This is a genomic window from Actinoplanes sandaracinus (genome assembly GCF_030009775.1).
In the GTDB taxonomy this organism is placed as follows: domain Bacteria; phylum Actinomycetota; class Actinomycetes; order Mycobacteriales; family Micromonosporaceae; genus Actinoplanes; species Actinoplanes sandaracinus.
Genome location: NZ_JASCTH010000017.1, coordinates 1 through 23,002, shown reverse-complemented (window position 1 = coordinate 23,002; position 23,002 = coordinate 1). Strand labels below are relative to the sequence as shown.

At 71.4% G+C, this 23,002-nt stretch carries 22 protein-coding genes, 1 tRNA gene and 2 pseudogenes; 16 read left to right on the top strand and 9 right to left on the bottom strand.

Annotated elements, in window-relative coordinates; all coding sequences use genetic code 11:
- Positions 1-74 precede the first annotated feature (74 nt).
- On the bottom strand, positions 75-1,739 hold the full coding sequence (locus tag QLQ12_RS24950; RefSeq protein ID WP_282762871.1) for a copper resistance CopC/CopD family protein: 1,665 nt from the start codon (positions 1,737-1,739) through the stop codon (positions 75-77).
- Between the two features lie 56 nt (positions 1,740-1,795).
- On the opposite strand from QLQ12_RS24950, the gene QLQ12_RS24945 reads away from it, so the two are divergent.
- The 7 genes from QLQ12_RS24945 to QLQ12_RS24915 all read left to right on the top strand — a co-directional run bounded on the left by QLQ12_RS24945 (position 1,796) and on the right by QLQ12_RS24915 (position 6,315).
- Complete coding sequence (locus tag QLQ12_RS24945) at positions 1,796-2,344, top strand: sigma-70 family RNA polymerase sigma factor (RefSeq protein ID WP_282762870.1); 549 nt, start codon at positions 1,796-1,798, stop codon at positions 2,342-2,344.
- A gap of 88 nt (positions 2,345-2,432) precedes the next feature.
- Complete coding sequence (locus QLQ12_RS24940) at positions 2,433-2,924, top strand: MauE/DoxX family redox-associated membrane protein (protein WP_407651559.1); 492 nt, start codon at positions 2,433-2,435, stop codon at positions 2,922-2,924.
- The gene (locus QLQ12_RS24935) at positions 2,921-3,658 is read left to right on the top strand and encodes a DsbA family protein (RefSeq protein ID WP_282762869.1); all 738 of its coding nucleotides are present in this window, start codon (positions 2,921-2,923) and stop codon (positions 3,656-3,658) included. The genes QLQ12_RS24940 and QLQ12_RS24935 overlap by 4 nt, the downstream gene beginning before the upstream one ends.
- Positions 3,655-4,629, top strand: coding sequence for a hypothetical protein (locus tag QLQ12_RS24930; protein ID WP_282762868.1), 975 nt, complete (start codon positions 3,655-3,657; stop codon positions 4,627-4,629). The genes QLQ12_RS24935 and QLQ12_RS24930 overlap by 4 nt, the downstream gene beginning before the upstream one ends.
- Before the next feature lie 355 nt (positions 4,630-4,984).
- Positions 4,985-5,419, top strand: coding sequence for an S-adenosylmethionine decarboxylase family protein (locus QLQ12_RS24925; protein ID WP_282762867.1), 435 nt, complete (start codon positions 4,985-4,987; stop codon positions 5,417-5,419).
- 20 nt (positions 5,420-5,439) lie between these two features.
- Positions 5,440-5,916, top strand: a complete 477-nt coding sequence (gene bcp / locus QLQ12_RS24920) for a thioredoxin-dependent thiol peroxidase (RefSeq protein ID WP_282762866.1) — start codon at positions 5,440-5,442, stop codon at positions 5,914-5,916.
- Between the two features lie 313 nt (positions 5,917-6,229).
- Positions 6,230-6,315, top strand: a tRNA-Leu gene (locus QLQ12_RS24915).
- Between the two features lie 192 nt (positions 6,316-6,507).
- Here QLQ12_RS24915 and QLQ12_RS24910 read toward each other — a convergent pair.
- From QLQ12_RS24910 to QLQ12_RS24900, 3 genes and pseudogenes are all read right to left on the bottom strand, one after another.
- A pseudogene (locus QLQ12_RS24910) lies at positions 6,508-6,704 on the bottom strand (NF041680 family putative transposase); the annotation flags it as partial.
- 120 nt (positions 6,705-6,824) lie between these two features.
- Positions 6,825-7,733, bottom strand: a complete 909-nt coding sequence (locus QLQ12_RS24905; RefSeq protein ID WP_282762865.1) for an alpha/beta hydrolase — start codon at positions 7,731-7,733, stop codon at positions 6,825-6,827.
- Complete coding sequence (locus QLQ12_RS24900) at positions 7,730-8,095, bottom strand: hypothetical protein (protein ID WP_282762864.1); 366 nt, start codon at positions 8,093-8,095, stop codon at positions 7,730-7,732. The genes QLQ12_RS24905 and QLQ12_RS24900 overlap by 4 nt, the downstream gene beginning before the upstream one ends.
- A gap of 76 nt (positions 8,096-8,171) precedes the next feature.
- On the opposite strand from QLQ12_RS24900, the gene QLQ12_RS24895 reads away from it, so the two are divergent.
- Entirely contained in the window at positions 8,172-8,726 is a 555-nt protein-coding gene (locus QLQ12_RS24895) for a helix-turn-helix domain-containing protein (protein ID WP_282762863.1), read from the top strand.
- A gap of 18 nt (positions 8,727-8,744) precedes the next feature.
- The gene (locus tag QLQ12_RS24890; protein WP_282762862.1) at positions 8,745-8,996 is read left to right on the top strand and encodes a hypothetical protein; all 252 of its coding nucleotides are present in this window, start codon (positions 8,745-8,747) and stop codon (positions 8,994-8,996) included.
- Between the two features lie 218 nt (positions 8,997-9,214).
- On the opposite strand, the gene QLQ12_RS24885 is transcribed toward QLQ12_RS24890, so the two are convergent.
- Together QLQ12_RS24885 and QLQ12_RS24880 are read right to left on the bottom strand one after the other, a co-directional pair.
- Positions 9,215-10,171 carry an expansin EXLX1 family cellulose-binding protein gene (locus QLQ12_RS24885; protein WP_282762861.1) on the bottom strand — a complete coding sequence of 319 codons (957 nt, stop codon included), beginning with the start codon at positions 10,169-10,171 and terminating at the stop codon, positions 9,215-9,217.
- A 170-nt stretch (positions 10,172-10,341) separates the two neighbouring features.
- Positions 10,342-11,153 (bottom strand): annotated as a pseudogene (locus tag QLQ12_RS24880) (MOSC domain-containing protein).
- A gap of 54 nt (positions 11,154-11,207) precedes the next feature.
- Here QLQ12_RS24880 and QLQ12_RS24875 point away from each other — a divergent pair.
- The 7 genes from QLQ12_RS24875 to hutH all read left to right on the top strand — a co-directional run bounded on the left by QLQ12_RS24875 (position 11,208) and on the right by hutH (position 19,464).
- Entirely contained in the window at positions 11,208-11,525 is a 318-nt protein-coding gene (locus QLQ12_RS24875; protein ID WP_282762860.1) for an antibiotic biosynthesis monooxygenase family protein, read from the top strand.
- A gap of 129 nt (positions 11,526-11,654) precedes the next feature.
- Positions 11,655-12,500 carry a MurR/RpiR family transcriptional regulator gene (locus tag QLQ12_RS24870; RefSeq protein WP_282762859.1) on the top strand — a complete coding sequence of 282 codons (846 nt, stop codon included), beginning with the start codon at positions 11,655-11,657 and terminating at the stop codon, positions 12,498-12,500.
- A gap of 60 nt (positions 12,501-12,560) precedes the next feature.
- The gene (gene hutU, locus QLQ12_RS24865; RefSeq protein WP_282762857.1) at positions 12,561-14,192 is read left to right on the top strand and encodes a urocanate hydratase; all 1,632 of its coding nucleotides are present in this window, start codon (positions 12,561-12,563) and stop codon (positions 14,190-14,192) included.
- Positions 14,189-15,343: an allantoate amidohydrolase gene (locus QLQ12_RS24860; protein WP_282762856.1), complete on the top strand. Its 1,155-nt coding sequence runs from the start codon at positions 14,189-14,191 to the stop codon at positions 15,341-15,343. The genes hutU and QLQ12_RS24860 overlap by 4 nt, the downstream gene beginning before the upstream one ends.
- On the top strand, positions 15,340-16,614 hold the full coding sequence (locus QLQ12_RS24855; protein WP_282762855.1) for a formimidoylglutamate deiminase: 1,275 nt from the start codon (positions 15,340-15,342) through the stop codon (positions 16,612-16,614). The genes QLQ12_RS24860 and QLQ12_RS24855 overlap by 4 nt, the downstream gene beginning before the upstream one ends.
- Before the next feature lie 73 nt (positions 16,615-16,687).
- A complete protein-coding gene (gene hutI, locus QLQ12_RS24850; RefSeq protein ID WP_282762854.1) occupies positions 16,688-17,932 on the top strand; it encodes an imidazolonepropionase in 1,245 nt (414 codons plus the stop codon).
- On the top strand, positions 17,929-19,464 hold the full coding sequence (gene hutH, locus QLQ12_RS24845) for a histidine ammonia-lyase (RefSeq protein WP_407651556.1): 1,536 nt from the start codon (positions 17,929-17,931) through the stop codon (positions 19,462-19,464). Before hutI ends, hutH begins: the two co-directional genes overlap by 4 nt.
- Before the next feature lie 50 nt (positions 19,465-19,514).
- Here the strand turns inward: hutH and QLQ12_RS24840 are convergent, their stop codons facing one another.
- The 3 genes from QLQ12_RS24840 to QLQ12_RS47105 form a co-directional block, all read right to left on the bottom strand.
- Positions 19,515-20,624, bottom strand: coding sequence for a MerR family transcriptional regulator (locus tag QLQ12_RS24840; RefSeq protein WP_282762853.1), 1,110 nt, complete (start codon positions 20,622-20,624; stop codon positions 19,515-19,517).
- 67 nt (positions 20,625-20,691) lie between these two features.
- Positions 20,692-21,939: an ATP-binding protein gene (locus QLQ12_RS24835; RefSeq protein ID WP_282762851.1), complete on the bottom strand. Its 1,248-nt coding sequence runs from the start codon at positions 21,937-21,939 to the stop codon at positions 20,692-20,694.
- A 10-nt stretch (positions 21,940-21,949) separates the two neighbouring features.
- Positions 21,950-22,207, bottom strand: a complete 258-nt coding sequence (locus QLQ12_RS47105) for a hypothetical protein (protein ID WP_407651554.1) — start codon at positions 22,205-22,207, stop codon at positions 21,950-21,952.
- Between the last annotated feature and the right edge of the window lie 795 nt (positions 22,208-23,002).

Here is a 23,002-nt window from a genome sequence, read left to right as displayed (position 1 = left end):
CGGCACGTGTATCCCCGATAGATATGAAACAAGGCCCGAACCCCCCAGGGCCGGGCCTCGTTTCGCGCTGCGCGTCAGGAGATCTTGGCGGTCATGGTCAGGGTGTTCTGGTCGATCTCGCTGGTCCGGGCGGTGAACTTGAAGGTCCACTCGCCCGCCTGGGGCAGGCCGATGTCACCGATCGCGTGGAAGTCGGTGATCCGCAGCAGCGGGATCTCGATCGCCTCGATCCCCTTCGCCGGCAACGAGGCGGTGGCCTTCCACTCGACGACCGGCAGGGGCTTGCTGTCCGGCGTGTAGGCGTACAGGTGGATGGAGTTGTTGCCGACCGTGGCCGGGAAGACGTCCACCTGCAGCGACATGTTCTTCGTGGTCAGGGTCTGCGTCACGGTCGTGCTGACCGGGCCGGTCTCGGAGGCCAGCGCGGTCCTCGGCGGCGGCTCCTGCACCAGGAAGGAGGTCACCCCCAGGACCACCGCGGTGACCGCCAGCTCGGCGAGCACGATCCGGCGCAGCGGGCCGGGGTTCTCCTCGGCGGCCCGCGAGCCGACCAGCTTGCGCGAGTACGCCGCGATGCCGATCACCACCGCCGCGAGAGCGACCTTGGCCATGATCATTCGCCCGTAGGTGCTGTTGATCAGGCCGTCCAGGGTCGACACCTCGATCAGCGACTGCACCACACCGGCGAAGACCAGCGCGCCGACCGCGGCCATCGCCCAGCGTGACCAGATCGGCAGGATCGCGCCGAGTTCCCGGCCGTTCGCCCGGGGCAGCAGGAAGCCGAAGAGCATCACCAGGCCACCCACCCACACCGCCACGGCGGCCAGGTGCAGGGCGTCGATCACGACCGAGACCCCGGCCACCGGCGAAGCCGTCGGGTGACCGGTCAACGGCCAGGTGGCCAGGGCCGCCACCCCGAGCACGCCGAGCAGGGCGAGGTCCAGCTTCGACTCGCCGCCACCGGAGCCGGACAGCAACGGGCGCAGCAGGAAGGCGGCCGCCACGACCACGCCGAGGCGGACCAGCATGACCGCGCCGAAGGTGCTGCCGAGAACGTCACGAAGATCACTCACGGTGACGTCGAACAGGCCGGCGCCGAGGGTGTACGGCGCCTGCAGCCACACCCCGAGCAGGGTGCTGCCGGTGACCAGGCCGATGCCGGTCCAGACCAGCCGGCCGGGCCCGCGCCGGTTCAGCCGGTGCGGCCACAACAGCGCGAGGACCAGAACCGGGCCGATCAGGAGCACGAGCCCGGCGTACCCCAGGTATTTCCCGGCCGGGATGAGCGCCTTGACCACCGGGTCGACCGCGACGTCAGCGGCTTCGTCCGCCGCCGGCGGCGTCGAGGCGGCGCCCACGGAATAGGTGATCGTGCCCGCGACCGGATGACTGTCCGCCGATGTCACCCGGTAGCTGACCAGGTAGGTCCCGCGCCCGCCGCCAGCGCTCAGCGGGATCGTCACCTGCGTGCCGCTGACCGACGGCTCGCCCTGGTCGGCGCGGGAGCCGTCCGGCGCGAGCACCCGGATCTTGCCGGAGATCAGCTGCACCGACTCGCTGAACGTGAGCGTCACCCGGTTCGGGGCGTCCGGGACCACGGAGTTGCCGGCCGGGTCACTGCCGACCAGGGCCGCATGGGCACGGGCCGGAGCCGCGGCCAGCAACGAGCCGAAAACTCCGATCAGTAGCCCGGCCAACACGGCGAGTGCACGACGTCGGTCCACGGTCATGACTGGCATCCCTGCATGGTTCCAGATGACCGGCGGCGACACCTGAGCGCGTACCATGACGCCTCGTGACGGCAGGTGACGGAGAAACGGACGAGACCACCGCGCTGGCCCTGGCGGCCCGCGACGGCGATCGGGCGGCGCAGGCCGCGTTCGTGCGCGCCACCCAGCCCGAGGTCTGGCGATTCACCGCCGCCCTCGTCGACCCGGGCTCCGCCGACGATCTCACGCAGGAGACCTATCTGCGGGCCTTCCGGGCGCTCGACACCTTCGCCGGCCGGTCCAGCGTGCGCACCTGGCTGCTCGGCATCGCCCGCCGCACCTGCGCCGACCACCTGCGCTCGGTGGTGCGCCGCCGGCGTCTCGACGCCCGGCTCGCCGCGCAGGTCGTCACCGAACTGCCCGCACCCGACCCGGCACACCGGCTCAGCAGCGCCGACCTCCTCAGCCGGCTCAGCGAGGACCGCCGCACCGCGTTCCTGCTGACCCAGGTGCTCGGGTTGTCGTACGCGGAGGCCGCTGAGGTCGAGTCCGTCCCGGTCGGCACCATCCGCTCCCGCGTGGCCCGAGCCCGCGACGAACTCATCACCGCGGTGGCACAAGCCCGGGCGAGTTAGGACCTTCGGCCCGTCCGAGAAGAATCTCCGCGGGCGAAGAATGGCCGGGAACCGGAGGGCTCCGGACACCGACCAACAAGGCGTGACCATGGAAAGCGCACGGCAGATCCGCATGGCGGCCGCATGGCCCTGGATCTCCACGCTGCCCCGCCTGGCCCTGGCCGCGGTCTGGCTGGTCGCCGGCGGCCTCAAGGCCGGTGACCTGGCCGCCTCGGCCCGAGCCGTCAACGCCTACCAGCTGATGTCGTACGACGCCGCCGAGGTCGTCGGCGCGGTCCAGCCGTTCCTGGAGATCGCCCTCGGCCTGCTCCTGCTGATCGGCCTCGCGACCCGGCTGACCGCCGTCATCTCCGCCGCCCTCATGGTGATCTTCATCGCCGGCATCTCCTGGGCATGGTCCCAAGGGCTGCGGATCGACTGCGGCTGCTTCAGCTCCGGCGGCGAGCTGGGCGCCGGAGAAAGCACCGCGTACGGCGTCGACATCCTGCGTGACGTGGCTTTCGTGGCACTCTCCGGGCTTCTGGTGTGGCGACCCCGTTCCCGGTTCTCACTCGACGGCTTTCTCCTGGGGGAACGATGAGCAAGGGCAGAGAACGCGCGGCCAAGGCACGGCAGATCGTCGCCGACCAGAAGGCCGCCGAACGACGCCGCACCGTGACGCTCTGGACGTCCGTAGCAGTGGTGCTGATGCTCTTCGCCGCCGGCCTGATCGGCTGGACCACCCTGCGCGGGCAGGACGACGGCAAGGTCACCGTCCCGAGCGCCGCGGTCGACGACGGCACCGCCTTCGCCGTCGGCGCTGGGCCCGTCACCGTCGACGTCTACGAGGACTTCATGTGCCCGGCCTGCGGCAGCTTCGAGGAGACCACCGGCGGTGTCCTCAAGCAGCTCGCCACCGCCGGCAAGATCACCCTCCGGTTCCACCCGGTCGCGATCCTCGACAAGTTCTCCCACGGCACCGCGTACTCCACCCGCGCCGCCGCCGCCTCCGCGGCCGCCGGCCAGGAGGGTAAGTTCACCGAGTTCCACGACGTGCTCTACGCCAACCGGCCCGCCGAGAACACCGCCGGCCTCACCGACGCGAAGATGATCGAACTCGCCGCGTCGGTCGGCCTGACCAGCGAGACTTTCACCACCGCGGTGAACGGGGGAACCTACAAGACATGGGCGACCCAGGCCACCGAGAAGTTCTCCAAGAAGGGCTTCAACGGCACCCCGACGATCGCCGTCAACGGCGAGCAGCTGAACGGGCCCGACAACAGCGTCCCCAGCACCGCACTCGTCACCGAGACCATCGACAAGGCAGCCGGGTGAGAAGGTTCCTGCTCTCGATGCTGGCAGTGGCCGGTGCGATCCTCGCGCCGGCCACTCCCGCGTTCGCGCACGCCGGCGACACCTCCTCGGTCAGCGACTACCGCGTCACCGTCACCGGACTGAGCAGCCCCATGAACGGCCTCACCGTCCGGGTCGTCGAAGGCGGCGCACGCCTGGAACTGCGCAACGACAGCGGCCGCAACATCGAGATCCTCGGCTACTCCGGCGAGCCCTATCTCGACGTACGGCCGGACGGCACCTACGAGAACGTCAACTCGCCGGCCACCTACTACAACCAGACCCTCGGCGGCGAGACACCCATCCCCGCCGCCGCCGACCCCACCGCCGCGCCCTCCTGGCGCAAGATCTCCGGCGACACCACCGTGCGCTGGCACGACCAGCGCACCCAGTGGAACGAAACCACCCTCCCGCCCGAACTGACCGCCGCCCCCGGCGAGCCGCACCGCCTGCGCGAGTGGGTGGTGCCGCTCCGCGACCAGGCGCGGACCTTCGACCTTCAGGGCACCCTCGACTACGAACCGCCACCGCCGGCCTCGGCGTGGTGGGCCGGCTCGGCCCTGCTGGGCCTCGCCGTCGCCCTCACCACCAGGCGGTGGCCCAGGTCCGCCGGACCGGTCGCCCTCATCGGCGGGCTCACCACCTTGGCGTACGTGGTGACGGGCGCCCTCGACGGCGGAGGCTGGGCCGGCGTGCCGATCGTCGCGGGCCTGCTCGCCTGCGCGGCCGTCTACCGGCAGCCGCCGTTCTACCTGACGCTGGCCGGCTTCGTGCTGGCCGCCTTCGCCGGCTTCGGCAGCGCCGACGTCTTCTTCGCCTCGGTCGTCCCGTCCGCCGGCCCCGGCTGGTTCGCCCGGGCCGCCGTCGCCGTCGCCATCGGGGTGGGCGCCGGGCTCGCCCTCACCGGGGTCCTCCGCCTCCGCGCCGCGGCCCCCGAGCCCGCCAGCGCCTGACCAGACTGATCAGACGGATCGCCGCTTCGCGCTCAGACGCCGGCGATGTCATCGGCGTGGAGTGCCGTCCGTAGCCTCGCTCATGCCCTTGTCTCCACTATCGACGCCCTGTGCGGGGGAGCGTACTCAAACCCGGCGCGCCTCTGCTGTCGGCGAGGCTGATACTCGGTGCGCAGAACACCATGCATATTGCTGTTGTTTCCGTTCTGGAAAGGCTGCCCGGCCACCGCTTTCTGACGACGAGAATGGGGCGGGAAACGGAATCCACTGCCCGCAGGATTGGCACACGCCGATTTCACCACAGGGCGTGAGCAATTGCTAACGTACGGTCATGGCAATTGCTTGAGGAGGATCGATGCTTTCACCGGCCGACCATTACGGAGACGAGCTCACACTCCGGCTCTCCAGCATCACCGACATCCGGCTCCTCGGCGACGACGCGGCACTCACCCGCTTCATGCGCGAACTGGTCGACCGCATCGGCATGATGGTCATCGCGGGCCCGCTCGTCGCCACCGAGAACGGGCCGCCCGAGAAAGCCGGAAAATCGGCCGTGGTGATCCTCGCCGAATCGCACGCCGCCATCCACACCTACCCGCATCTGCGCGAGATCCTCGTCAACGTCTTCTCCTGCAAACCGTTCCGCGAAACAGACGTGCTCGACGAATTCCACCGCCTCGTCGGCGACTTCGAGATCACCGAACGCATCCTCACCCGCAGAGGCGAGGAATGGCCCCGCGACCTCACCGCCGCACGCCGGCTCTGGAGCACGCAACGGGTTCCCGGATGATCCGCACTATCGTCGGTCCCATGACTGACAACGTGCGTCTCAGCGCCGGCGACGCCGCGCCCGACTTCACCCTCACCACCGACACCGGCGACAGCCTCTCCCTCAAGGACCTTCGTGGGCGCAAGGTCGTGCTGTACGCGTACCCCGCCGCCATGACGCCCGGCTGCACCAAGCAGGCCTGCGACTTCCGCGACTCGCTCGCCTCGCTGCAGGCCGCCGGTTACCAGGTCGTCGGCATCTCCCCCGACAAACCGGCCAAGCTCGCCAAGTTCCGCGAGCACGACGCCATCACGTTCCCGCTGGTCAGCGATGAGGACAAGAGCACCCTCGTGGCGTACGGGGCATTCGGCGAGAAGCAGCTCTACGGCAAGACGGTCACCGGCGTCATCCGCTCCACCTTCGTCATCGACGAGAACGGGATGATCGAGCGGGCGCTCTACAACGTCAAGGCCACCGGGCACGTCGCCAAGCTCCGCCGCGACCTCGGCCTGGACTGACGACCGGCCGGCGATTCGACCGCACGGCATGAAGAAGTCCGGCAGAAATCTGCAAGTCCGGGCCCTGCTCGCCGATGGGGAGGGCAATCGCCACCGCCGTCGAGCACGGCGGAAGCGGCCCGGTCTCACGGCGGTCGTCATGCGGTAACCAACCCGCAAGGCGGCCGCCGTGCTCGCTGTCGGCTCTCGCCGCCCGGACGCATCAGCCATCGTCGCATGGAATACCGGTCGGTCGGATCGGCGACGGCCGAGACGCCACAAACCGATCGGACCGTCTAGACTTCTGCCAACGGATTGCCTGTGGGCAAATCGGGCGGAAGTGGCGAAATGGCATACGCGCGGGTTTTAGGTACCCGTGCCCGAGAGGGCGTGGGGGTTCAAGTCCCCTCTTCCGCACCATCGGATGACCTACTCCGACTCAGGTCAGGCCCGGTCTCACGACCGGGCCTGAAGCGTCTTAGGGGATAGGTAGGGGAATCGGTCCTCAGCTCTACGTCGGGGCGTGCGGCCGCCCACCGTCAGACAGTCCACGTACCCGTCGGGATAGCCGATTCGATAGGCCGCAATCTCTCCGGCACCTGAACTTGTGCTTCAAGCGGTGCGGCGAGGCTTGGCGCCCTTCTGGTGGTGGGCGGGTCGCTGGTGCGCCTGGCCGGTGACCGGCATGTGTCCCACGGCGTAACGGGTGGCGGGCCGAGCCGGTTTCGGTGCACGGGCTGGCGAGGCGCGCTGGTCGCGCGCAGGTTTCGAAACCCCCGCCGCACGCGGGCTGGGGTGAGCCGCTGGGGTCGGCGAAGATGACCTCTGCCCCGTTGTTGGGACGGCCGTCCGCCCTGCGGCTGGTGGACGCGTGGCGGGGTGGGGCGGCGCAGTACCCGGTCGGAGCGGTGTCCGCCGGTCGCTTGTGCTCAGTGCCGGTGGATCCAGTCGATGACGGCGGTGAGTACGCGCCGGTCCACCGGACGGGTGAGGTCGCGACGGTAGGTGCGCATGGTCGGGGTGGCGGGTTGGCTGCGCAGGATGTGGCTGAGGTCGTCGATGAGCAGCGTTTCGACCCGGTCGCCGAGCAGCGCCGCGATGGTATGGAGATCTTGCGGCGGCGCCTGCAGGTCCTTGCCGCCGGCGACGGCGAGCGTGGGGATGGTGAGGCGTGTCAGATCGCCGGTGGGGTCGTACGTCATGAACTCGCGGAACCAGCGGGCGTTCACCCGCACGCCGCCGAGTCGCGCCACGTCCTCGGTGGTGGCCATGAGGCGGGCGTGGTTACGGGCGATTTTGGCGGTGAGATCCACCCTGAACAGCCGCAACAAGGTCCTGACCGGCGTGGGCAGGTCGGCGGCGACCTTCTCGGCCTGCCAGCGCAATACGCCACTGCCCGGCCGGGCAGTGGGCGAGAGCAGGATCGCTCCGGCTGCGGAGCTGCCGCTGGCCAGCACGGCGGTGGCGAGAATGGCGCCCTCACTGTGGCCGAGGAGGAACACCCGGTCGAGGTCGGTACCCGGCTGTTCACGCAGGGCAGTGAGGGCGGCACGGACATCGTCGGCGTTGTCGTGCATGCCGGTGGCGAGGAATGAGCCGTCGCTGTCGCCGACTCCCCGCTTGTCATAGCGCAGGCTGGCGAGGCCGGCATCGCGCAGCGCGGTCGCGATCTGCCGCGAGATGTCCAGGCGCGCCCGCTTGTGGTTGCCGTCGCGGTCCAGCGGACCACTGCCGCCGACGATGAGCACCGCCGGTACGGCGCCGTCACGGAGAGGCCGGGTGACGGTGCCGACCAGGCGGTGCGGGCCAGAGGCGAACGTCAGGCTGCGATCGGTCACGGCGCCGTCGGCCTGGTTCCGGCGGGGCACAGGGCGGCGGCGAGCGCGGCGGCGTCCGGAGTGGACACCAGCACCGTGTCGTAGCGGTGCCCGTGCAGGGTCAGCCGCAGGGCGGGGCGGTCGCGGCGGACGGCCACGAAACGCCGCGCATTGCGGCCGCGCCACGTACCGACCTTGAAGCGACCTGGGATCGCCAGCCCCGGTGCGCGCAGGCCGGCCGTGGCCGACAGAGCGTGGGGCACCACGTCGGCCGCACGAACGGCCGCGCGGGGGATGTCGAAGTCTCCGCACAGTCCGCCGATCTTCTCAGCGAGACTCAGACGCACCTGCACGTGATCGGCAAGGAGATGGACGGCGGTCATGATGAGCACTCCCCCTCATTGTTATCAGATTCGATAACGTTATCACTCGTGATACTGTTTGTCATCGGAGGTGACGATGACCGCCAACAGCGCAGAACTCCTGCTGCACCCCGTGCGGCTGCGCATCGTTCAGGCATTCCTCGGCGATCGCCGCCTCACCACCGCAGACCTGCGTATCGAGCTCTCCGATGTGCCGCCGGCCACGCTGTATCGGCACGTCGGAGCACTCGTCGACGGCGGCGTCCTGACGGTGACGGCGCAGCGGAAGGTGCGCGGCACCGTGGAACGAACCTTCCGGCTCCACGTCGACCGCGCCACGGTGTCCGAGGCGGAACTGGTAGCGATGTCGCCGCAGGACCACCGGGCCGCTTTCACCGCCTTCGTCGCCGCCCTACTGGCCGACTTCGACCGTTACCTCGACGGCGGCGCCCCGGACCTCGCACGCGACCTCGTCGGATACCGCCAGGCAGGGTTCTACGCGACCGACGAGGAGTTGCTCGGCGTCATCGCCGCTGTTCAGGCCGCGGTCCGTCCGTACCTGGCGGCCGGGCCGGCCCCTGGGCGCACGCGGCGCCTGCTCTCCACGGTCCTGCTGCCCGCTCCGGAACGAACCACCGACCAGGGCGCTTGAACCGTCCGATGATCACCCGTGGGTCCTATCAAGGGGCCCAGCAGCGAACACCACGGCACCCGGCTTACGCGCCGGTGCGGCGCGCTGGTCGGCGATCCGCTGCTCCATCACGGCGAGCCATTCCCCGCCGACGCCGTCAGCTCCTTCGCGAGTGCGTGCGCCATCCGAGGGGCTGAGCGAGCCCGCCAGTCGCCGGCACCCCACCTGCGGCAGCTGGCCGACGCCGCCGCCGACTGGGCGCAGTTCCTCGCCGCCGGCCGCACCCCTTGACCAGCCTCGACAGGTTTCCCGGACTTGCGGCCGGCCCGCTCGTCAAGGTCGAGTGCCACGCCCGGCAGGCGCACGGCGGTGGGATCAGCGCAGGGCGCACGATCGCGGCTGCGGCGGCGGGTCTTCGGCGCTGTCGTGACGGTTCGGTGGCTGGCCGCCGCGCGGAACGCGGACGTCCGCCCGCCGGGCCGGCGGAGGGACGTCCGCGTTTCAGGTGGTCAGCAGGAGGCGGGCGCGGGGGCGGGTTGGGCGGCGGCCAGGTCGATCAGCGGCTGCTGTTCGGGGGTGGTCTCGGCCGGGGCGGCGCTGGGCGCCGTGGAGGCGGATTCCAGCGTGGGTGCGGCCGAGGTCGCCGACGCTGACGGCGTGGCGGGCTTCGACGTGATGGCGGGGGCCGAGGTGGTGGCCTTCGCCGTGGGGGCGGTGGTCTTCGAGGTGACGGCCGTGGATCCGCCGGTGATGCGGACGCCGGTCTTCTGGACGGTGCCGGGAGACATCTTCACGTCGGTGAGGGTGGCCGTGTTCCCGTACACATCGGTGATCTGCATCTTGTAGGGGCCGGGGCCGGCGCCGGCGTCGATGAGCCAGTAGTTGAAGTCGGTGCGGTGGGCGGTCTTGAAGCTGCCGTTGCCGCTGGCGACCTTGACCGAGGAGAGCAGGTTCGCGTGGTTGTCGATGCGGGCGGCGAACCAGTACTGGGAGGCGCCCTCCTTGATCCGCACGGTGATGGGTGCGGGGGTGGAGGGGTTCGTCACCAGCTTGTACTTGATGGGGATGATGCCGTCGATCTCGGTGCCGATCTTCTTGAACGCGGTGCGGCTCAGGTCGAGGTGGCCGGCGGGGCATTCGGGGCAGGAGTCGAAGACTTTGACGCGGACCTGGCCCTTGGGGCCGGTGACGTCGAGGTAGGCGCCGCAGGAGGCGCCCTTGGAGTACTGGGAGGGACCGAGGGCGACGTAGAGGTCGTCGGCGGGCACTTCCAGGGAGCAGTTGCCGGAGGTGCCGGCGAGGTCGTAGAAGGTGGCCTTGCCGTTGCTGAAAGTGGTGCCCGGCGGGGCGGCGCAGGCTGATCCGCCGTTCAGCAGGAGCATGGAGACGCCGATGATGCCGGCGAGGACGGCGGCGCCGCCCGCGGCGAGCCAGCGGACGTTGAACCGGGATCGTTGAGCGCTCACGACCTGGCATCCTGCTCGTCGCGGCAGGTGGGGGCAAATCTTCTAAGACTCTCCTAAGGGTCGGTCACCCGTGCCGGTGACGGCTGGGCCGTCGCGGGGGTGGCGACGGTCCACAATGTCGCGACGATCACGAACGGGACGATCGGCGGGACGGCACCGCATGTCCGGCATCAGTCGAGGACGGTGAGCGCGTCGCCGGCACGCACCACGCCGGTCCGGCCGGCGTCGAGGTCGGGGACCAGGTTGACCGCGAAGTGGAGGCCGTCGTCGAAGCGGCGGTGGCGGCCGAGCACGTGCAGTGGCTGCCGGCCGGCTTCTCCGGTCTCCTGGTCGATGGTGGTGACCCGGCAGCGGCCGCAGGGTTTGGCGACCCGGAAGATGACGTCGCCGATGCGCAGGCGGTGGCCGAGCCAGCCGTCCTCGGCCCAGGCGGGCGCGCCGTCGACGACGAGGTTGGGGCGGAATCGGTGGATCGGCACGGGGTCGTCGCCGGCTTCGGCCAGCCAGTCGTTGACGGCGTCGAGCGAGGCGGTGTTGGCGAGCAGGACCGGGTAGCCGTCGGCGAGGCTGACGCGGTCGCCGGGCAGGGCGGGTCCGGCGATGGCGCGGGTGGTGGGGTCGGCCTGCCAGACCAGGTGGGCGTCGCGGCCGAGGAACGCGGAGACCCAGGCGGTGTCGGCGATGCGGGCCGGGACGGGAGGCTTGGAGCGGAAGACCCGCACCTGGATCTTGGCGCCGTCGACCGGTTCCGGGAGATCTGTTTCGGACATGCCGGGCGCGACGAGCCGCAGTCCGCCGGCCGGGGGCGGGCGGTCAGCTGGGTGAGGCGGGCTTCCTCGCGCTGGGTGATGCCGACGCCGTCGGGATCGACGATCATCCAGCGCCGGTCGCCGGCCAGGCCCCACGGCTCGACTTGCGCCTCGTCGTGGTCAAGGCGGTGGCAACCCTTGACCGGGTACGTGTGGAGTGCCGCGATCCGCATGTCCGCAAGACTGCCACAGCCCTGTTCTGCTGTGGCCGGTCATAGGCTGGCGGCATGATCGCGCGGATGTGGCGAGGCTGGGTCGCGACGGACCGGGCCGCGGAGTACGTGGCGTACATCGAGCGGACCGGGCTGGCCGGTTACCGGGGGACGCCGGGCAATCGGGGCGCCCAGATGTGGACGCGGGACCTGGGTGACGGCCGCACCGAGGTGACCACGGTGAGCTGGTGGGAGTCGCTGGAGGTGATCCGCGGGTTCGCCGGTGACGACATCGGGCGTGCGGTGTTCTATCCCGAGGACGACGATTTCCTGATCGATCGCGAGACGACCGTGTCCCATCATGTCGTCGCCCGCGAGCTGCCCGGCCGGTAGCCGGTTCCCCTCACGTTCGGGCCGGCCGTCGCCGGTCCGGCTTTCGGCATGCCCCGGGCCGGGCGGGGTCGTTGGATGGAGTACGTCCATGTCTGGCTTTCTGAAAGATTTTATGCATAAGCTGCTGGAGTGAATGACGGAGCGGTCAAGACGGCCGGCCGCGTGCTGGATCTCTTCCAGGGCGCGCGCCTCACGCCGACCCAGCGGCGGATCGCGCACAGCCTGGTCGAGCACGCGGCGAAAGCGGCCTATCTGTCCGCCGCCGAGGTGGCCGAGCTGGCCGGGGTCAGCCAACCGTCGGTGACCCGGTTCGCGATGGCGCTGGGCTACTCCGGTTATCCGGCGCTGCGGCGCGAGCTGCGCGCGCTCACCTCCGGCGAGCCCGACGAGCCGGCCGAGCAGAACGCGATGCAGCGTGCGGTGCATGCGGAGACCGAGCACCTGCGCCGGCTCGGAGATCAACTGCACGACCTCGATGATGTACGCCGGGCGGCCGCCCTGCTGATCAAGAGCCGTCCCCTGCCGATCCTGGGCCTGCGGGCCGCGGCGCCGCTGGCGGCGTACTTCGGCTATTTCGCGGCGAAGGCGTTCCCGGGCGTGCGGGTGCTCGACGGCGGGGGCACCAGCCTGCTGGACCGGCTCGATCAGGCCCATGCGGACGGCGCCGGTGCGATGCTGGCCATCGTGCTCCCCCGCTATCCGCGCGAGTCGGTGGAGGCCGTCCGCGAGGCGAAGGCGGCCGGCCTGTCGGTGGTCGTGATCACTGACTCAGCGGTCAGCCCGGTGGCCGAGCACGCCGACGTGGTGCTGCCCGCCGCGGTGGGCACTCAACTCGTCTTCGACCTGCACACCGGCCCGATGCTGATGGCCATGGTGTTGCTGCAGGCGATGTGCGACGCGGCCCCCGAGCCGGTGCAGCGCCGCCTGGAGGAGTTCGAGGCGACGGCCGCCCGCAGGCACATTTTCCTGGCTTAGACGAACTGGTTCCTGGCTGAGACGCCACCGGTGTGAAGCCGGTGGGGAGGAGGAGACGAGATGCCGGAGATCCGGGCGCCGCGTGGTACGGCGTACACCGCGAAGGGGTGGCCGCAAGAGGCCGCCAAGCGCATGCTGATGAACAACCTCGACCCGGACGTGGCCGAGAGACCGCAGGATCTCGTGGTCTACGGCGGCACCGGCCGGGCCGCCCGGGACTGGCCCTCGTTCCACGCGATCGTGCGTGAGCTGGACGAGCTGAAGGACGACGAGACCCTGCTCGTGCAGTCCGGCAAGCCGGTCGGTGTGCTGCGCACCCACGAGTGGGCGCCGCGGGTGCTGATCGCGAACTCGAACCTCGTCGGCGACTGGGCGACCTGGCCGGAGTTCCGCCGGCTGGAGCAGCTGGGCCTGACCATGTACGGCCAGATGACCGCCGGCTCCTGGATCTACATCGGGACGCAGGGCATCCTGCAGGGCACCTACGAGACGTTCGCGGCCGTCGCGACCAAGAAGTTCGGCGCCGATCTGGCCGGGACGCTGACGCTGACCGGCGGCTGCGGCGGCATGGGCGGGGCGCAGCCGCTCGCGGTGACCATGAACGGCGGCGTCTGCCTGATCGTCGACGTGGACCGCACCCGGCTGCAGCGCCGCGTCGACACCCGCTACCTGGACGTGATCGCCGACAGCCTGGACGAGGCGGTCGAGGTCGCGCTGACGGCGAAGGCCGAGCGCCGCGCGCTGAGTGTCGGCGTCGTCGGCAACGCGGCGGAGGTCTTCCCCGCCCTGTTGAACAAGGGCGTCGCGATCGACATCGTCACCGACCAGACCAGCGCCCACGATCCGCTGAGCTACGTGCCGGCCGGTGTCGACCTGAACGACGCGGCGGAGTACGCGCGGACCAAGCCGGAGGAGTTCACCGACCGGTCCCGGGCGAGCATGGCGAAGCAGGTCGAGGCCATGGTCGGTTTCCTGGACGCGGGCGCCGAGGTGTTCGACTACGGCAACTCGATCCGCGGCGAGGCGAAACTGGCCGGCTACGAGCGGGCCTTCGACTTCCCCGGGTTCGTCCCGGCGTACATCCGGCCGTTGTTCGCCGAGGGCAAGGGGCCGTTCCGGTGGGCCGCGCTCTCCGGCGATCCGGCCGACATCGCCGCCACCGACCGCGCCGTCCTCGACCTGTTCCCGGACAACGAGCCGCTGGCCCGCTGGATGCGGATGGCCTCCGAGCGAGTCGCCTTCCAGGGGCTGCCGGCCCGGATCTGCTGGCTCGGCCACGGCGAGCGGGACGTCGCGGGCGTGCGGTTCAACGACATGGTGGCGCGCGGCGAGGTGTCCGCGCCGCTGGTGATCGGCCGGGACCACCTGGACTCCGGGTCGGTGGCGTCGCCGTACCGGGAGACCGAGGCGATGCTCGACGGCTCCGACGCGATCGCCGACTGGCCGCTGCTGAACGCGCTGGTCAACACGGCGTCCGGGGCGAGCTGGGTGTCGATCCACCACGGTGGCGGCGTCGGTATCGGCCGGAGCATTCACGCCGGGCAGGTGTGCGTGGCCGACGGGACGGCGCTGGCCGGGCAGAAGATCGAGCGGGTGCTGACCAACGACCCGGCGATGGGGGTGCTGCGGCACGTCGACGCGGGCTACGAGTCGCGGTCCGCGAACGACGTCAACATCCCGATGCGGCCATGAGCGAGTTCGCGAAGCTCTGGGCCGAGATCGCACCCATCGGGCGGGCCGGCAGCGGCGGCTATCTGCGGTTCGCGCTGACCGAGCCGGAGCTGACGCTGCGTGACTGGTTCCGGGCGCAGGCCGCGCTGCGGGACATGACGGTCACCGACGACGGCAACGGCAACCTTTTCGCGTGGCGGGGTGAGCCGTGGGCGCCGGGGACCGTGCTGACCGGGTCGCACTTCGACTCGGTCCCGCACGGCGGCGGCTATGACGGACCGCTGGGAATCGTGAGCGCGTTCCTCGCCGTGGACCGGGTGCCCCGGGACCGGAGGATCGGGATCGCGGCGTTCGTCGAGGAGGAGGGCGGGCGTTTCGGCGTACCGTGCTTGGGCTCTCGTCTTCTCACCGGCGTCATCGACCCGGACCGGGCCGCGGCGTTGACCGACCGCGACGGGATCTCCTTCGGTGCGGCGCTGGGCGCCCGCCCGGCGGGAGCCCGGAAAGAGATCGGGCAGATCGCCGCGGTGGTGGAGCTGCACATCGAGCAGGGCAGAGCCCTGGAGACGCCGGTCGGGGTGGCGAGCGCGATCTGGCCGCACGGCCGCTGGCGGATGGACTTCACGGGCATCGGCGACCACGCCGGGACCACCCGGATGACCGACCGTCACGACCCGATGCTGACGTTCGCCCACACCGTCCTCACCGCCGATCAGGAGGCGAGGCTGGCCGGCGCGCACGCCACGATGGGCCGGGTGCAGGTCGAGCCGAACGCCACCAACGCCATCCCGTCGCTGGTCCGCGGCTGGCTCGACGCCCGCGCCGCCGACACGGCCACCCTCGACCGGCTCGTCGGCTCGGTGGTGGAGAAGGCGACCGAGCGGGCCGCCCGCGACGGCACCACCCTGGCCATGACCGCCGAGTCGGTGAGCGGAGAGGTCGCCTTCGACACCGCGCTGGCCGAACGGCTCTCCGCTCTGCTGAAGGACGCGCCGATCCTGCCGACCGGGGCCGGGCACGACGCCGGGGTGCTCTCCGCGCACGTGCCGACCGCGATGCTGTTCGTCCGCAACCCGACGGGCGTGTCGCACTCCCCCGCCGAGCACGCCTCCGACGACGACTGCGAGGCCGGCATCGAAGCCCTGGCCACGGTCCTGGAGGAGCTGACGTGAGGTTCTTCGCGGAGCACGCCTGGGTGGACGGCCGGGTGCGGCGGAACGTGCGGATCGAGATCGCGGACGGCCGGTTCGCCTCGGTCACACCGGACGCGGAACCGGCCGGCGAATCCCTGCCCGGCCTGGTGCTGCCGGGGCTGGCGAACGCGCACTCGCACGCCTTCCACCGGGTGCTGCGCGGCCGGACCCACTCCGGCCGGGGCAGCTTCTGGACCTGGCGGGAGCAGATGTACGCGGCCGCCGCGACCCTCGACCCGGACGGATACCTGGCTCTGGCCCGGGCCGTCTACGCCGAGATGGCGCTGGCCGGCATCACTTGCGTCGGCGAGTTCCACTACCTGCATCACGCGCCCGGCGGGGTCCGGTACGCCGACCCGAACGCGATGGGCGCCGCCCTGATCCAGGCCGCCGACGAGGCCGGCATCCGGATCACCCTGCTGGACACCCTCTACCTGACCGCGCACGTCGACGGCACGCCGCTGCGGGGCGTGCAGGAACGTTTCGGCGACGGCGACGCGGAGAGCTGGGCGCAGCGGGTGGCCGCGCTCAGCGTCGGCCGGCACGCCCTGGTCGGCGCGGCGATCCACTCGGTACGCGCGGTGCCCGCCGCCCAGCTCGCCCTGCTGGCCGGCCGTGCCCCGCTGCACGTGCACCTCTCCGAGCAGCGGGCCGAGAACGAACAGTGCCGGGCGGTACACGGCTGCACACCCACCGAACTGCTGGACCGGCACGGCGTTCTGGGCCCCGGCACCACCGCGGTGCACGCCACCCACCTCACCGACGGTGACGTCAAGCTGCTCGGTGACAGCGGCACCGGAGTCTGCCTCTGCCCCACCACCGAACGCGACCTCGCCGACGGCCTCGGTCCGGCCCGGCGGCTCGCCGACGACTGTGTGCCGCTCAGCCTCGGCAGCGACAGCAACGCGGTGATCGACCCGTTCGAGGAGATCCGCGGCATGGAGATGGACGAGCGGCTGGCCACCGAGAGCCGCGGCCACTTCTCGGCCGGCGAGCTGATCACGGCGGCGGCCAACCACGCGGCTCTGGGCTGGGCCGACGCCGGCGTCATCGCGCCCGGCAAACGGGCCGACCTGGTGGCGGTCTCGCTGGAGAGCGTACGGACCGTGGGCTCCCGCCCTGACCAGGCGATCTTCGCGGCCACCGGCGCCGACGTCACGCACGTCATCTCCGGGGGCCGGCGGATCGTCGCCGACGGCCGACACACGCTGGTCGACGTCCCCCGCGAACTGGCGAAGGTCCTGTCATGAGTGAGCTCGCGAGCGGATCATCCAGCCCCGGTTCGAACTCCTGGCGACGCCGGAACGAAGCGGAGGCGGCGGCATGAGCATGGTGATCACCAACATCGGCGAGCTCGTCACCAATGACGCCGGCTTCGGCAAGGGCCGGCTCGGCATCGTCCAGGACGCCGCCGTGGTCGTCGACGGGGACCGGATCGCCTGGGTCGGCGCCGCGTCGGACGCCCCGGCCGCCGACGCGCGGATCGACGCCGACGGCGCCGCGGTGCTGCCCGGCTTCGTCGACAGTCACGCCCACCTCGTCTTCGCCGGGGACCGGGCGGCCGAGTTCGCGGCCCGGATGGCCGGCGAGCCCTACACCGGCGGCGGCATCCGCACCACGGTCGGTGCCACCCGCGCGGCGAGCGACGACGAGCTGCGACGCTCGGCGACCCGGCTGGTCACCGAGGCCCGCAGCCAGGGCACCACGACGATCGAGATCAAGAGTGGGTACGGGCTGAACGTCGCGGACGAGGCCCGGTCGCTGCGGATCGCCGCCGAACTGACCAGCGAGACCACCTTCCTCGGCGCGCACGTGGTGCCCGCCGAGTACTCCGACGACCCGTGGGCATACGTCTCCCTGGTGTGCGGGCCGATGCTGGCCGCCGCCCGCCCGCACGCCCGGTGGATCGACGTGTTCTGCGAACGCGGCGCCTTCGACGCCGACCAGGCCCGCACCATCCTGGCGGCGGGCCAGGCCGCCGGGCTCGGCCTGCGGGTGCACGGCAACCAGCTCGGCCCCGGCCCCGGCGTGCGGCTGGCCGTCGAGATGGGCGCGGCCAGCGTCGACCACTGCACCCATCTGGACGACGCCGACATCGACGCCCTCGCCTCCACCCGGCTCGACTGCATGTGCGCCGACGGCGGCCACTCCTCGACCGTGGCCACGCTGCTACCGGGCGCGGAGTTCTCCACACGATCGCCCTATCCGGACGCCCGGCGGCTGCTCGACGCGAACATCACCGTGGCGCTGGCGACCGACTGCAACCCCGGGTCTTCGTACACCTCGTCCATGCCGTTCTGCATCGCCCTCGCCGTCCGCGAGATGGGGATGACCCCGGCCGAGGCGCTGTGGGCGGCGACCGCCGGCGGCGCGCACGCGCTGCGGCGCGACGACATCGGCCGGATCGCGGTCGGCGCACGCGCCGATCTGATCGTCCTCGACGCGCCTTCCCACCTGCATCTGGCCTACCGGCCGGGTGTGCCCCTGATCCGCCGCGTGCTGCACGGCGGAGTCCCGTCCCACCACCTCGCCACCACCCCTGACCGGACCGAAGGCCTGCCATCATGATCGTCACCGTTCAGTCCACCGGGGTCTCCCCCGCCGATGTCCTCGCCGTGGCGCGCACCGACGCCCGCGTCGAGATCTCTCCCGAGGCCGTCGCCGCGATGGCCACCAGCCGGGCCATCGTCGACGGCATCGAGGCGTCCGGCCGTCCCGTCTACGGTGTCTCCACCGGCTTCGGGGCGCTCGCCAACACCTCGATCCAGCCGTCGCGCCGGGCCGAACTTCAACACGCACTGATCCGCTCGCACGCCGCCGGCATCGGCGCGCCGATGCCGCGGGAGGTGGTCCGGGCGATGATGCTGCTGCGGGTGCGCTCGCTGGCGCTGGGCCGCTCCGGGGTCCGGCCGGTCCTCGCCCAGGGCCTCGTCGACCTGCTCAACCACGACATCACGCCGTGGGTGCCGGAACACGGCTCGCTGGGCGCCTCCGGTGACCTCGCCCCGCTCGCGCACTGCGCGATCGTGCTGCTCGGCGAGGGCTGGGTGCTGGGCAAGGACGGCTCCCGGATCGCCGGGGCCGAGGCGCTGCGCGGCGCCGGGCTGCGACCTCTCGAACTGGCCGCCAAGGAGGGGCTGGCCCTGATCAACGGCACCGACGGCATGCTCGGCATGCTGCTGCTGGCGATCGCCGACGCCGCGCACCTGTTCGCCATGGCCGACGTGACCGCGGCGCTGGCGATCGAGGCGATGCTCGGCTCGGAGCGGCCGTTCCTGCCGGAACTGCACAGCATCCGGCCGCATCCGGGGCAGGCGGCCTCGGCGGCGAACATCCACCGGCTGCTGCAGAACTCGGCGATCATGGACTCGCACCGGGACGACCTGGCGCACGCGGTGCAGGACGCGTACTCGATGCGCTGCGCCCCCCAGGTCGCCGGCGCCGCCCGGGACACGCTCGACTTCGTCCGCCTGGTGTCGTCGCGCGAACTCGTGTCCGTGGTCGACAACCCGGTGGTGCTGCCGGACGGCCGGGTCGAGTCGACCGGCAACTTCCACGGGGCGCCGCTCGGGTTCGCCGCCGATTACCTGGCCATCGCCGCGTCCGAGGTCGGGGCCATCGCGGAACGCCGGGTGGACCGGCTGCTCGACGTGACCCGGTCGCGGGAGCTGCCGCCGTTCCTGTCACCGGACGCCGGCGTGAACTCGGGCCTGATGATCGCCCAGTACACGGCGGCCGGGATCGTGGCGGAGAACCGGCGGCTCGCGTCGCCGGCCTCGGTCGACTCGCTGCCGACCAGCGGCATGCAGGAGGACCACGTGTCGATGGGCTGGGCCGCGGCCAAGAAGCTGCGGACCGTCCTGGACAACCTGACCAGCCTGCTCGCGGTGGAGCTGCTGTCGGCGGTCCGCGGGATCCAGCTGCGGGCGCCGCTCACCCCGTCCCCGGCCGGGCAGGCCGCGGTGGCGGCGGTCGAACCGTTCGCCGGCACGCCGGGCCCGGACCTGTTCCTGGCGCCGGTGCTGGAACAGGCCCGGACGGTCGTCGCCGGCCCGGACCTGCGGGCCGCGATCGAGGCCCGCGTGGGGTCACTCGACTGACGGTGGATGGAGTTCGGGTGCGACGCGCGCACTCGAACTCCCCACGCTCGTCAGGCGGCCTGGTCCAGGCGGACCACGTCGGCGACCACTCCGGCGACGTTGTCGTCGGCGCCGGCGGCGTACGCCCGGGCGATCAGCTCGTCAAGCGCCTGCCGCGGGTCGCCCGGGCCGGCCAGCACCGTGACCAGCTCGTCCGCTCCGACCGCCGCGGCCAGGCCGTCGGAGCAGAGCAGGTAACGATCACCGGCCGCCGCCTCGTGCAGCGACAGGTCCGGGCTCGCGTCGCCCGTACCCGTCAAGGCTTTGACCAGCAGCGAACGCTGCGGGTGGGTGGCCGCCTCGTCCTCGGTGAGTTTGCCCTGCTCGATCAGCGACCGCACATAGGTGTGGTCGTGGGTGATCAGGCTCAACTCGCCGTCGCGCAGCCGGTAGGCGCGGGTGTCGCCGATGTGCGCGAGCGCCAGCCGGGAACCCGACCAGAACAGCGCGGTCAGCGTGGTGGCCGGCCCGTCCCCGGCCGCCCAGCCGCCCGGCTCGCCGCTGGTCTCCCCGGCGATCTCGCCGACCGCCCGTTCCGCGTCGCGCACCGCCTCGGCCAGTGCACCGAGCAGATCGCCGGCCGCCACCGTCACCGTCTCCAGCGGCTTGAGCGCGTCGACGGCCGCGGCACTCGCCCGGTCCCCGCCCGGCCCCCGGATCCCGTCGGCGACCGCGATCAGCCGCGGCCCCGCGTAGGCGATGTCCTCGTTGGTCTCCCGCACCGGCCCCGCCTCGGATCGTGCGGCGTACCGGATGCCCAGTGTGGTGGTCTCGCCCATCGCGCTTCCCCTTCCGGAGAGATGATCGACGAGGAAGGCGGCCAGCCGGCCGCGGTCGGCGGTCTCCGCCAGCACCCGCTCCCAGTAGGCGGCGATCTCCACGGCCTGCTCCGGCGCGGGCAGCTCGCACACCCGGCGGATCCGGGCCAGCGGCATGTCCAGCCGGCGCAGCCAGGCGATCAGCCGGGCCTGTTCGAGCTGTTCCGGATCGTAGAACCGGTAGCCCGAATCGCTGTCGACCGCGGCCGGGCGCAGCAGCCCCAACTCGTCGTAGAGCCGCAGAGCCTTCGGCGACAGCCGGACCGCCCGCGCGAAGGCCCCGATCGTCAGCAGGTGCCGCACCGTTCCTCCTCGTCCCCGGTCACCGTGACCGGTGACAGGAATGCTGGGCCTTCCCCCAACGGCAAGGTCAACCCATCTCCCAGAGGGCGCTGACCGGGACGGCGCGCATGCGGCCACCGAAAGCGAGGGTGCTCGTCCCGGTATAGAGGACGATGCCGGCGACCAGGTCGTCACCGAGCCGGGCGGCGACCTTGCGCAGGCCGGAGAAGTCCTCCGAGCGGACCGTGGACGCGGCCTTGACCTCGATAGCGACGACCTGCCGCTGCCGGTTCTCCAGGATGACGTCCACCTCGACCTTGTTCTGGTCGCGGTAGTGGTACAGATCGACCATCTGCTCCGACCAGCCGGCCTGCCGGGCCAGCTCGGAGACGACGAACCCTTCCAGCAGCGGGCCGAACGGCTGCCCCGGGCGTAGCAGCGCATGCGGGTCGACCGCGAGTTGCTGAGCGGCGATGCCCGAGTCGACGAAGATCAGTTTCGGAGCACGGGTGACCCGGCTGCCGAGGTTCCGCGACCAGCCCGGGATGCGTTTGACCAGGTAGACCTCTTCGAGCAACTGCATGTAGCGGGCGATCGTGGGACGGCTCAACCCGAGCTCGGACTCCAGCGCCCCGGCCACGATCGTGGACGCCGACCGGGCCGCCAACAGGCGAATCAGAGTGCGCAGCTGTGGCGCCTGCTCGATCCTCGACAACTCACGCACGTCCCGGTCGATCAGCGCCTGGACGTAGCTGTCCAGGAACCGGCCCCGGCGCCGGGCATCCTCACGGGCCACTGCCTCCGGAAGGCCTCCCCGGACAATCCGGGTCGCGTACTCCGCGCGGGTCACCGCGGATTCGTGGCGAATGCCTGGGCCCTCGGCGAAGACCGCATCGATGAACCCGTCCGGCGCACCGTCGATCTCTCCCTGCGAGAACGGCCACAGCTCCACCGTCTCCATCCGGCCGGGAAGCGCATCCGGTGCGCCGCGCAGGCCGAACAGACTGGAGGAGCCGGTCAGCAGGAACCGGCCCGGTCGCGGGTCCTCGTCGACCGAGACCTTCATCGCCGGCAACAGCTCCGGGACCCGTTGAATCTCGTCGATCACCATGAGGTCGTCGAAAGCGACGAAGCCGGTCGGATCGGCCTGGGCCGCTGCTCGATCCTGTTCCCGGTCCAGGTCACGGCGCTCCGCTGCCCGGTCCCCGGCGAGGAGCCGGACGAGCGTGCTCTTGCCGGACTGGCGGGCCCCGCTGATCAGCACGACGCGGGTGTCCTCCAACGCGGCCGCGATGAGGCGCTCCGCATGCCGTGGAAGCGGTTCGAAGGCGCTCACGCGGTCGACACTACGCGCCGTGGCCTTGCGGTCCGCGAGCAATCGCCATTCGTTTCGCGGCGGCGCCTGTTTCGATCTGCGGCGCACTGGCCTTTCGATTTGCGAGAAGCCTGGGCGCGGGGCCGCCTCGCACGGTGCCCCAGAAGTGGGTGTCCATCTCGCGGCGGATCAGGTCGAGGTCGCCGGTGACCAGTTCGGCGCCGGTCGAGATGCCGGCGTTGTTGATGAGCAGCGTGACGTCGCCGGCGGCCTGCGCCGCGGCGGCCACCGACTCCGGATCGGTGATGTCGAGCCGCAGCGCCTCGACGCCGGGGATGTCGATGAGCTCCGGGCGGCGGGCGGTCGCGTAGACCTTGGCGGCGCCGCGCGACCCCGCCCACGGCTGCGAGTACCGCCCCGCCGGGTAGTGGGCGGGCGTCGCTGCTTGCGGTCACACGCTGCCCGGGGCCGGGGCCCTAACGGCACCAATCCGTAGTCAGCATGGCCGGCCGGTATGACGTGGGCCACCTACATCGAGCGGTGTAGTTGCCCGCCCGGTTGGTTAACGTGGTTGCCATGGCGACGACCCGGCGGCTCAGCATGCTGGCCCGCTCGTTGCCGGCCATGCTGGCCCTGCTCCTGATCAGCGGTATCAACAGTCCCGCGGTCGCGCGTCCCGACCCGGGCCGTAAGGCCGAGATGTCCACGGCCGCTGTCCAGCAGCCGGCACCCCGCGATACCGCGCCCGTTGCCCCTACCCGCTCACGTCAACCCGCCACCGCGGTGACCGCGACGCGGGCTCCCGTGGCGGACCGGACCCGAATCCGGCCGGCGCAGCACGCCGCCGATGCCGCCAGCTCGAGAGCCCCGCCAGCTCACCACGCATGAGCCGCGCCCAGCCGGCGTGACACCGCCGCACGGCGCCGCAGCGTCAATCCGATGCCGAACGCCCCACATAACGGCGGACCGGCTTTCCGCCTCACCGCAGTCACCGCCGGTGAGGCGCCCTCGGTGGCAGACCCGACCCATGGACAGGACCCCTCCCGCATGGACGTGGCACAGATTCTTCTGCAGGAACCCGCCG

Coding starts and splice junctions, on each gene's coding strand:
- QLQ12_RS24950 (WP_282762871.1), bottom strand. CDS start 1,739: ATGCCAGTCATGACCGTGGACCGACGTCGTGCACTCGCCGTGTTGGCC.
- QLQ12_RS24940 (WP_407651559.1), top strand. CDS start 2,433: ATGGAAAGCGCACGGCAGATCCGCATGGCGGCCGCATGGCCCTGGATC.
- QLQ12_RS24935 (WP_282762869.1), top strand. CDS start 2,921: ATGAGCAAGGGCAGAGAACGCGCGGCCAAGGCACGGCAGATCGTCGCC.
- QLQ12_RS24925 (WP_282762867.1), top strand. CDS start 4,985: ATGCTTTCACCGGCCGACCATTACGGAGACGAGCTCACACTCCGGCTC.
- bcp (WP_282762866.1), top strand. CDS start 5,440: ATGACTGACAACGTGCGTCTCAGCGCCGGCGACGCCGCGCCCGACTTC.
- QLQ12_RS24900 (WP_282762864.1), bottom strand. CDS start 8,095: ATGACCGCCGTCCATCTCCTTGCCGATCACGTGCAGGTGCGTCTGAGT.
- QLQ12_RS24895 (WP_282762863.1), top strand. CDS start 8,172: ATGACCGCCAACAGCGCAGAACTCCTGCTGCACCCCGTGCGGCTGCGC.
- QLQ12_RS24875 (WP_282762860.1), top strand. CDS start 11,208: ATGATCGCGCGGATGTGGCGAGGCTGGGTCGCGACGGACCGGGCCGCG.
- hutU (WP_282762857.1), top strand. CDS start 12,561: ATGCCGGAGATCCGGGCGCCGCGTGGTACGGCGTACACCGCGAAGGGG.
- QLQ12_RS24860 (WP_282762856.1), top strand. CDS start 14,189: ATGAGCGAGTTCGCGAAGCTCTGGGCCGAGATCGCACCCATCGGGCGG.
- hutI (WP_282762854.1), top strand. CDS start 16,688: ATGAGCATGGTGATCACCAACATCGGCGAGCTCGTCACCAATGACGCC.
- hutH (WP_407651556.1), top strand. CDS start 17,929: ATGATCGTCACCGTTCAGTCCACCGGGGTCTCCCCCGCCGATGTCCTC.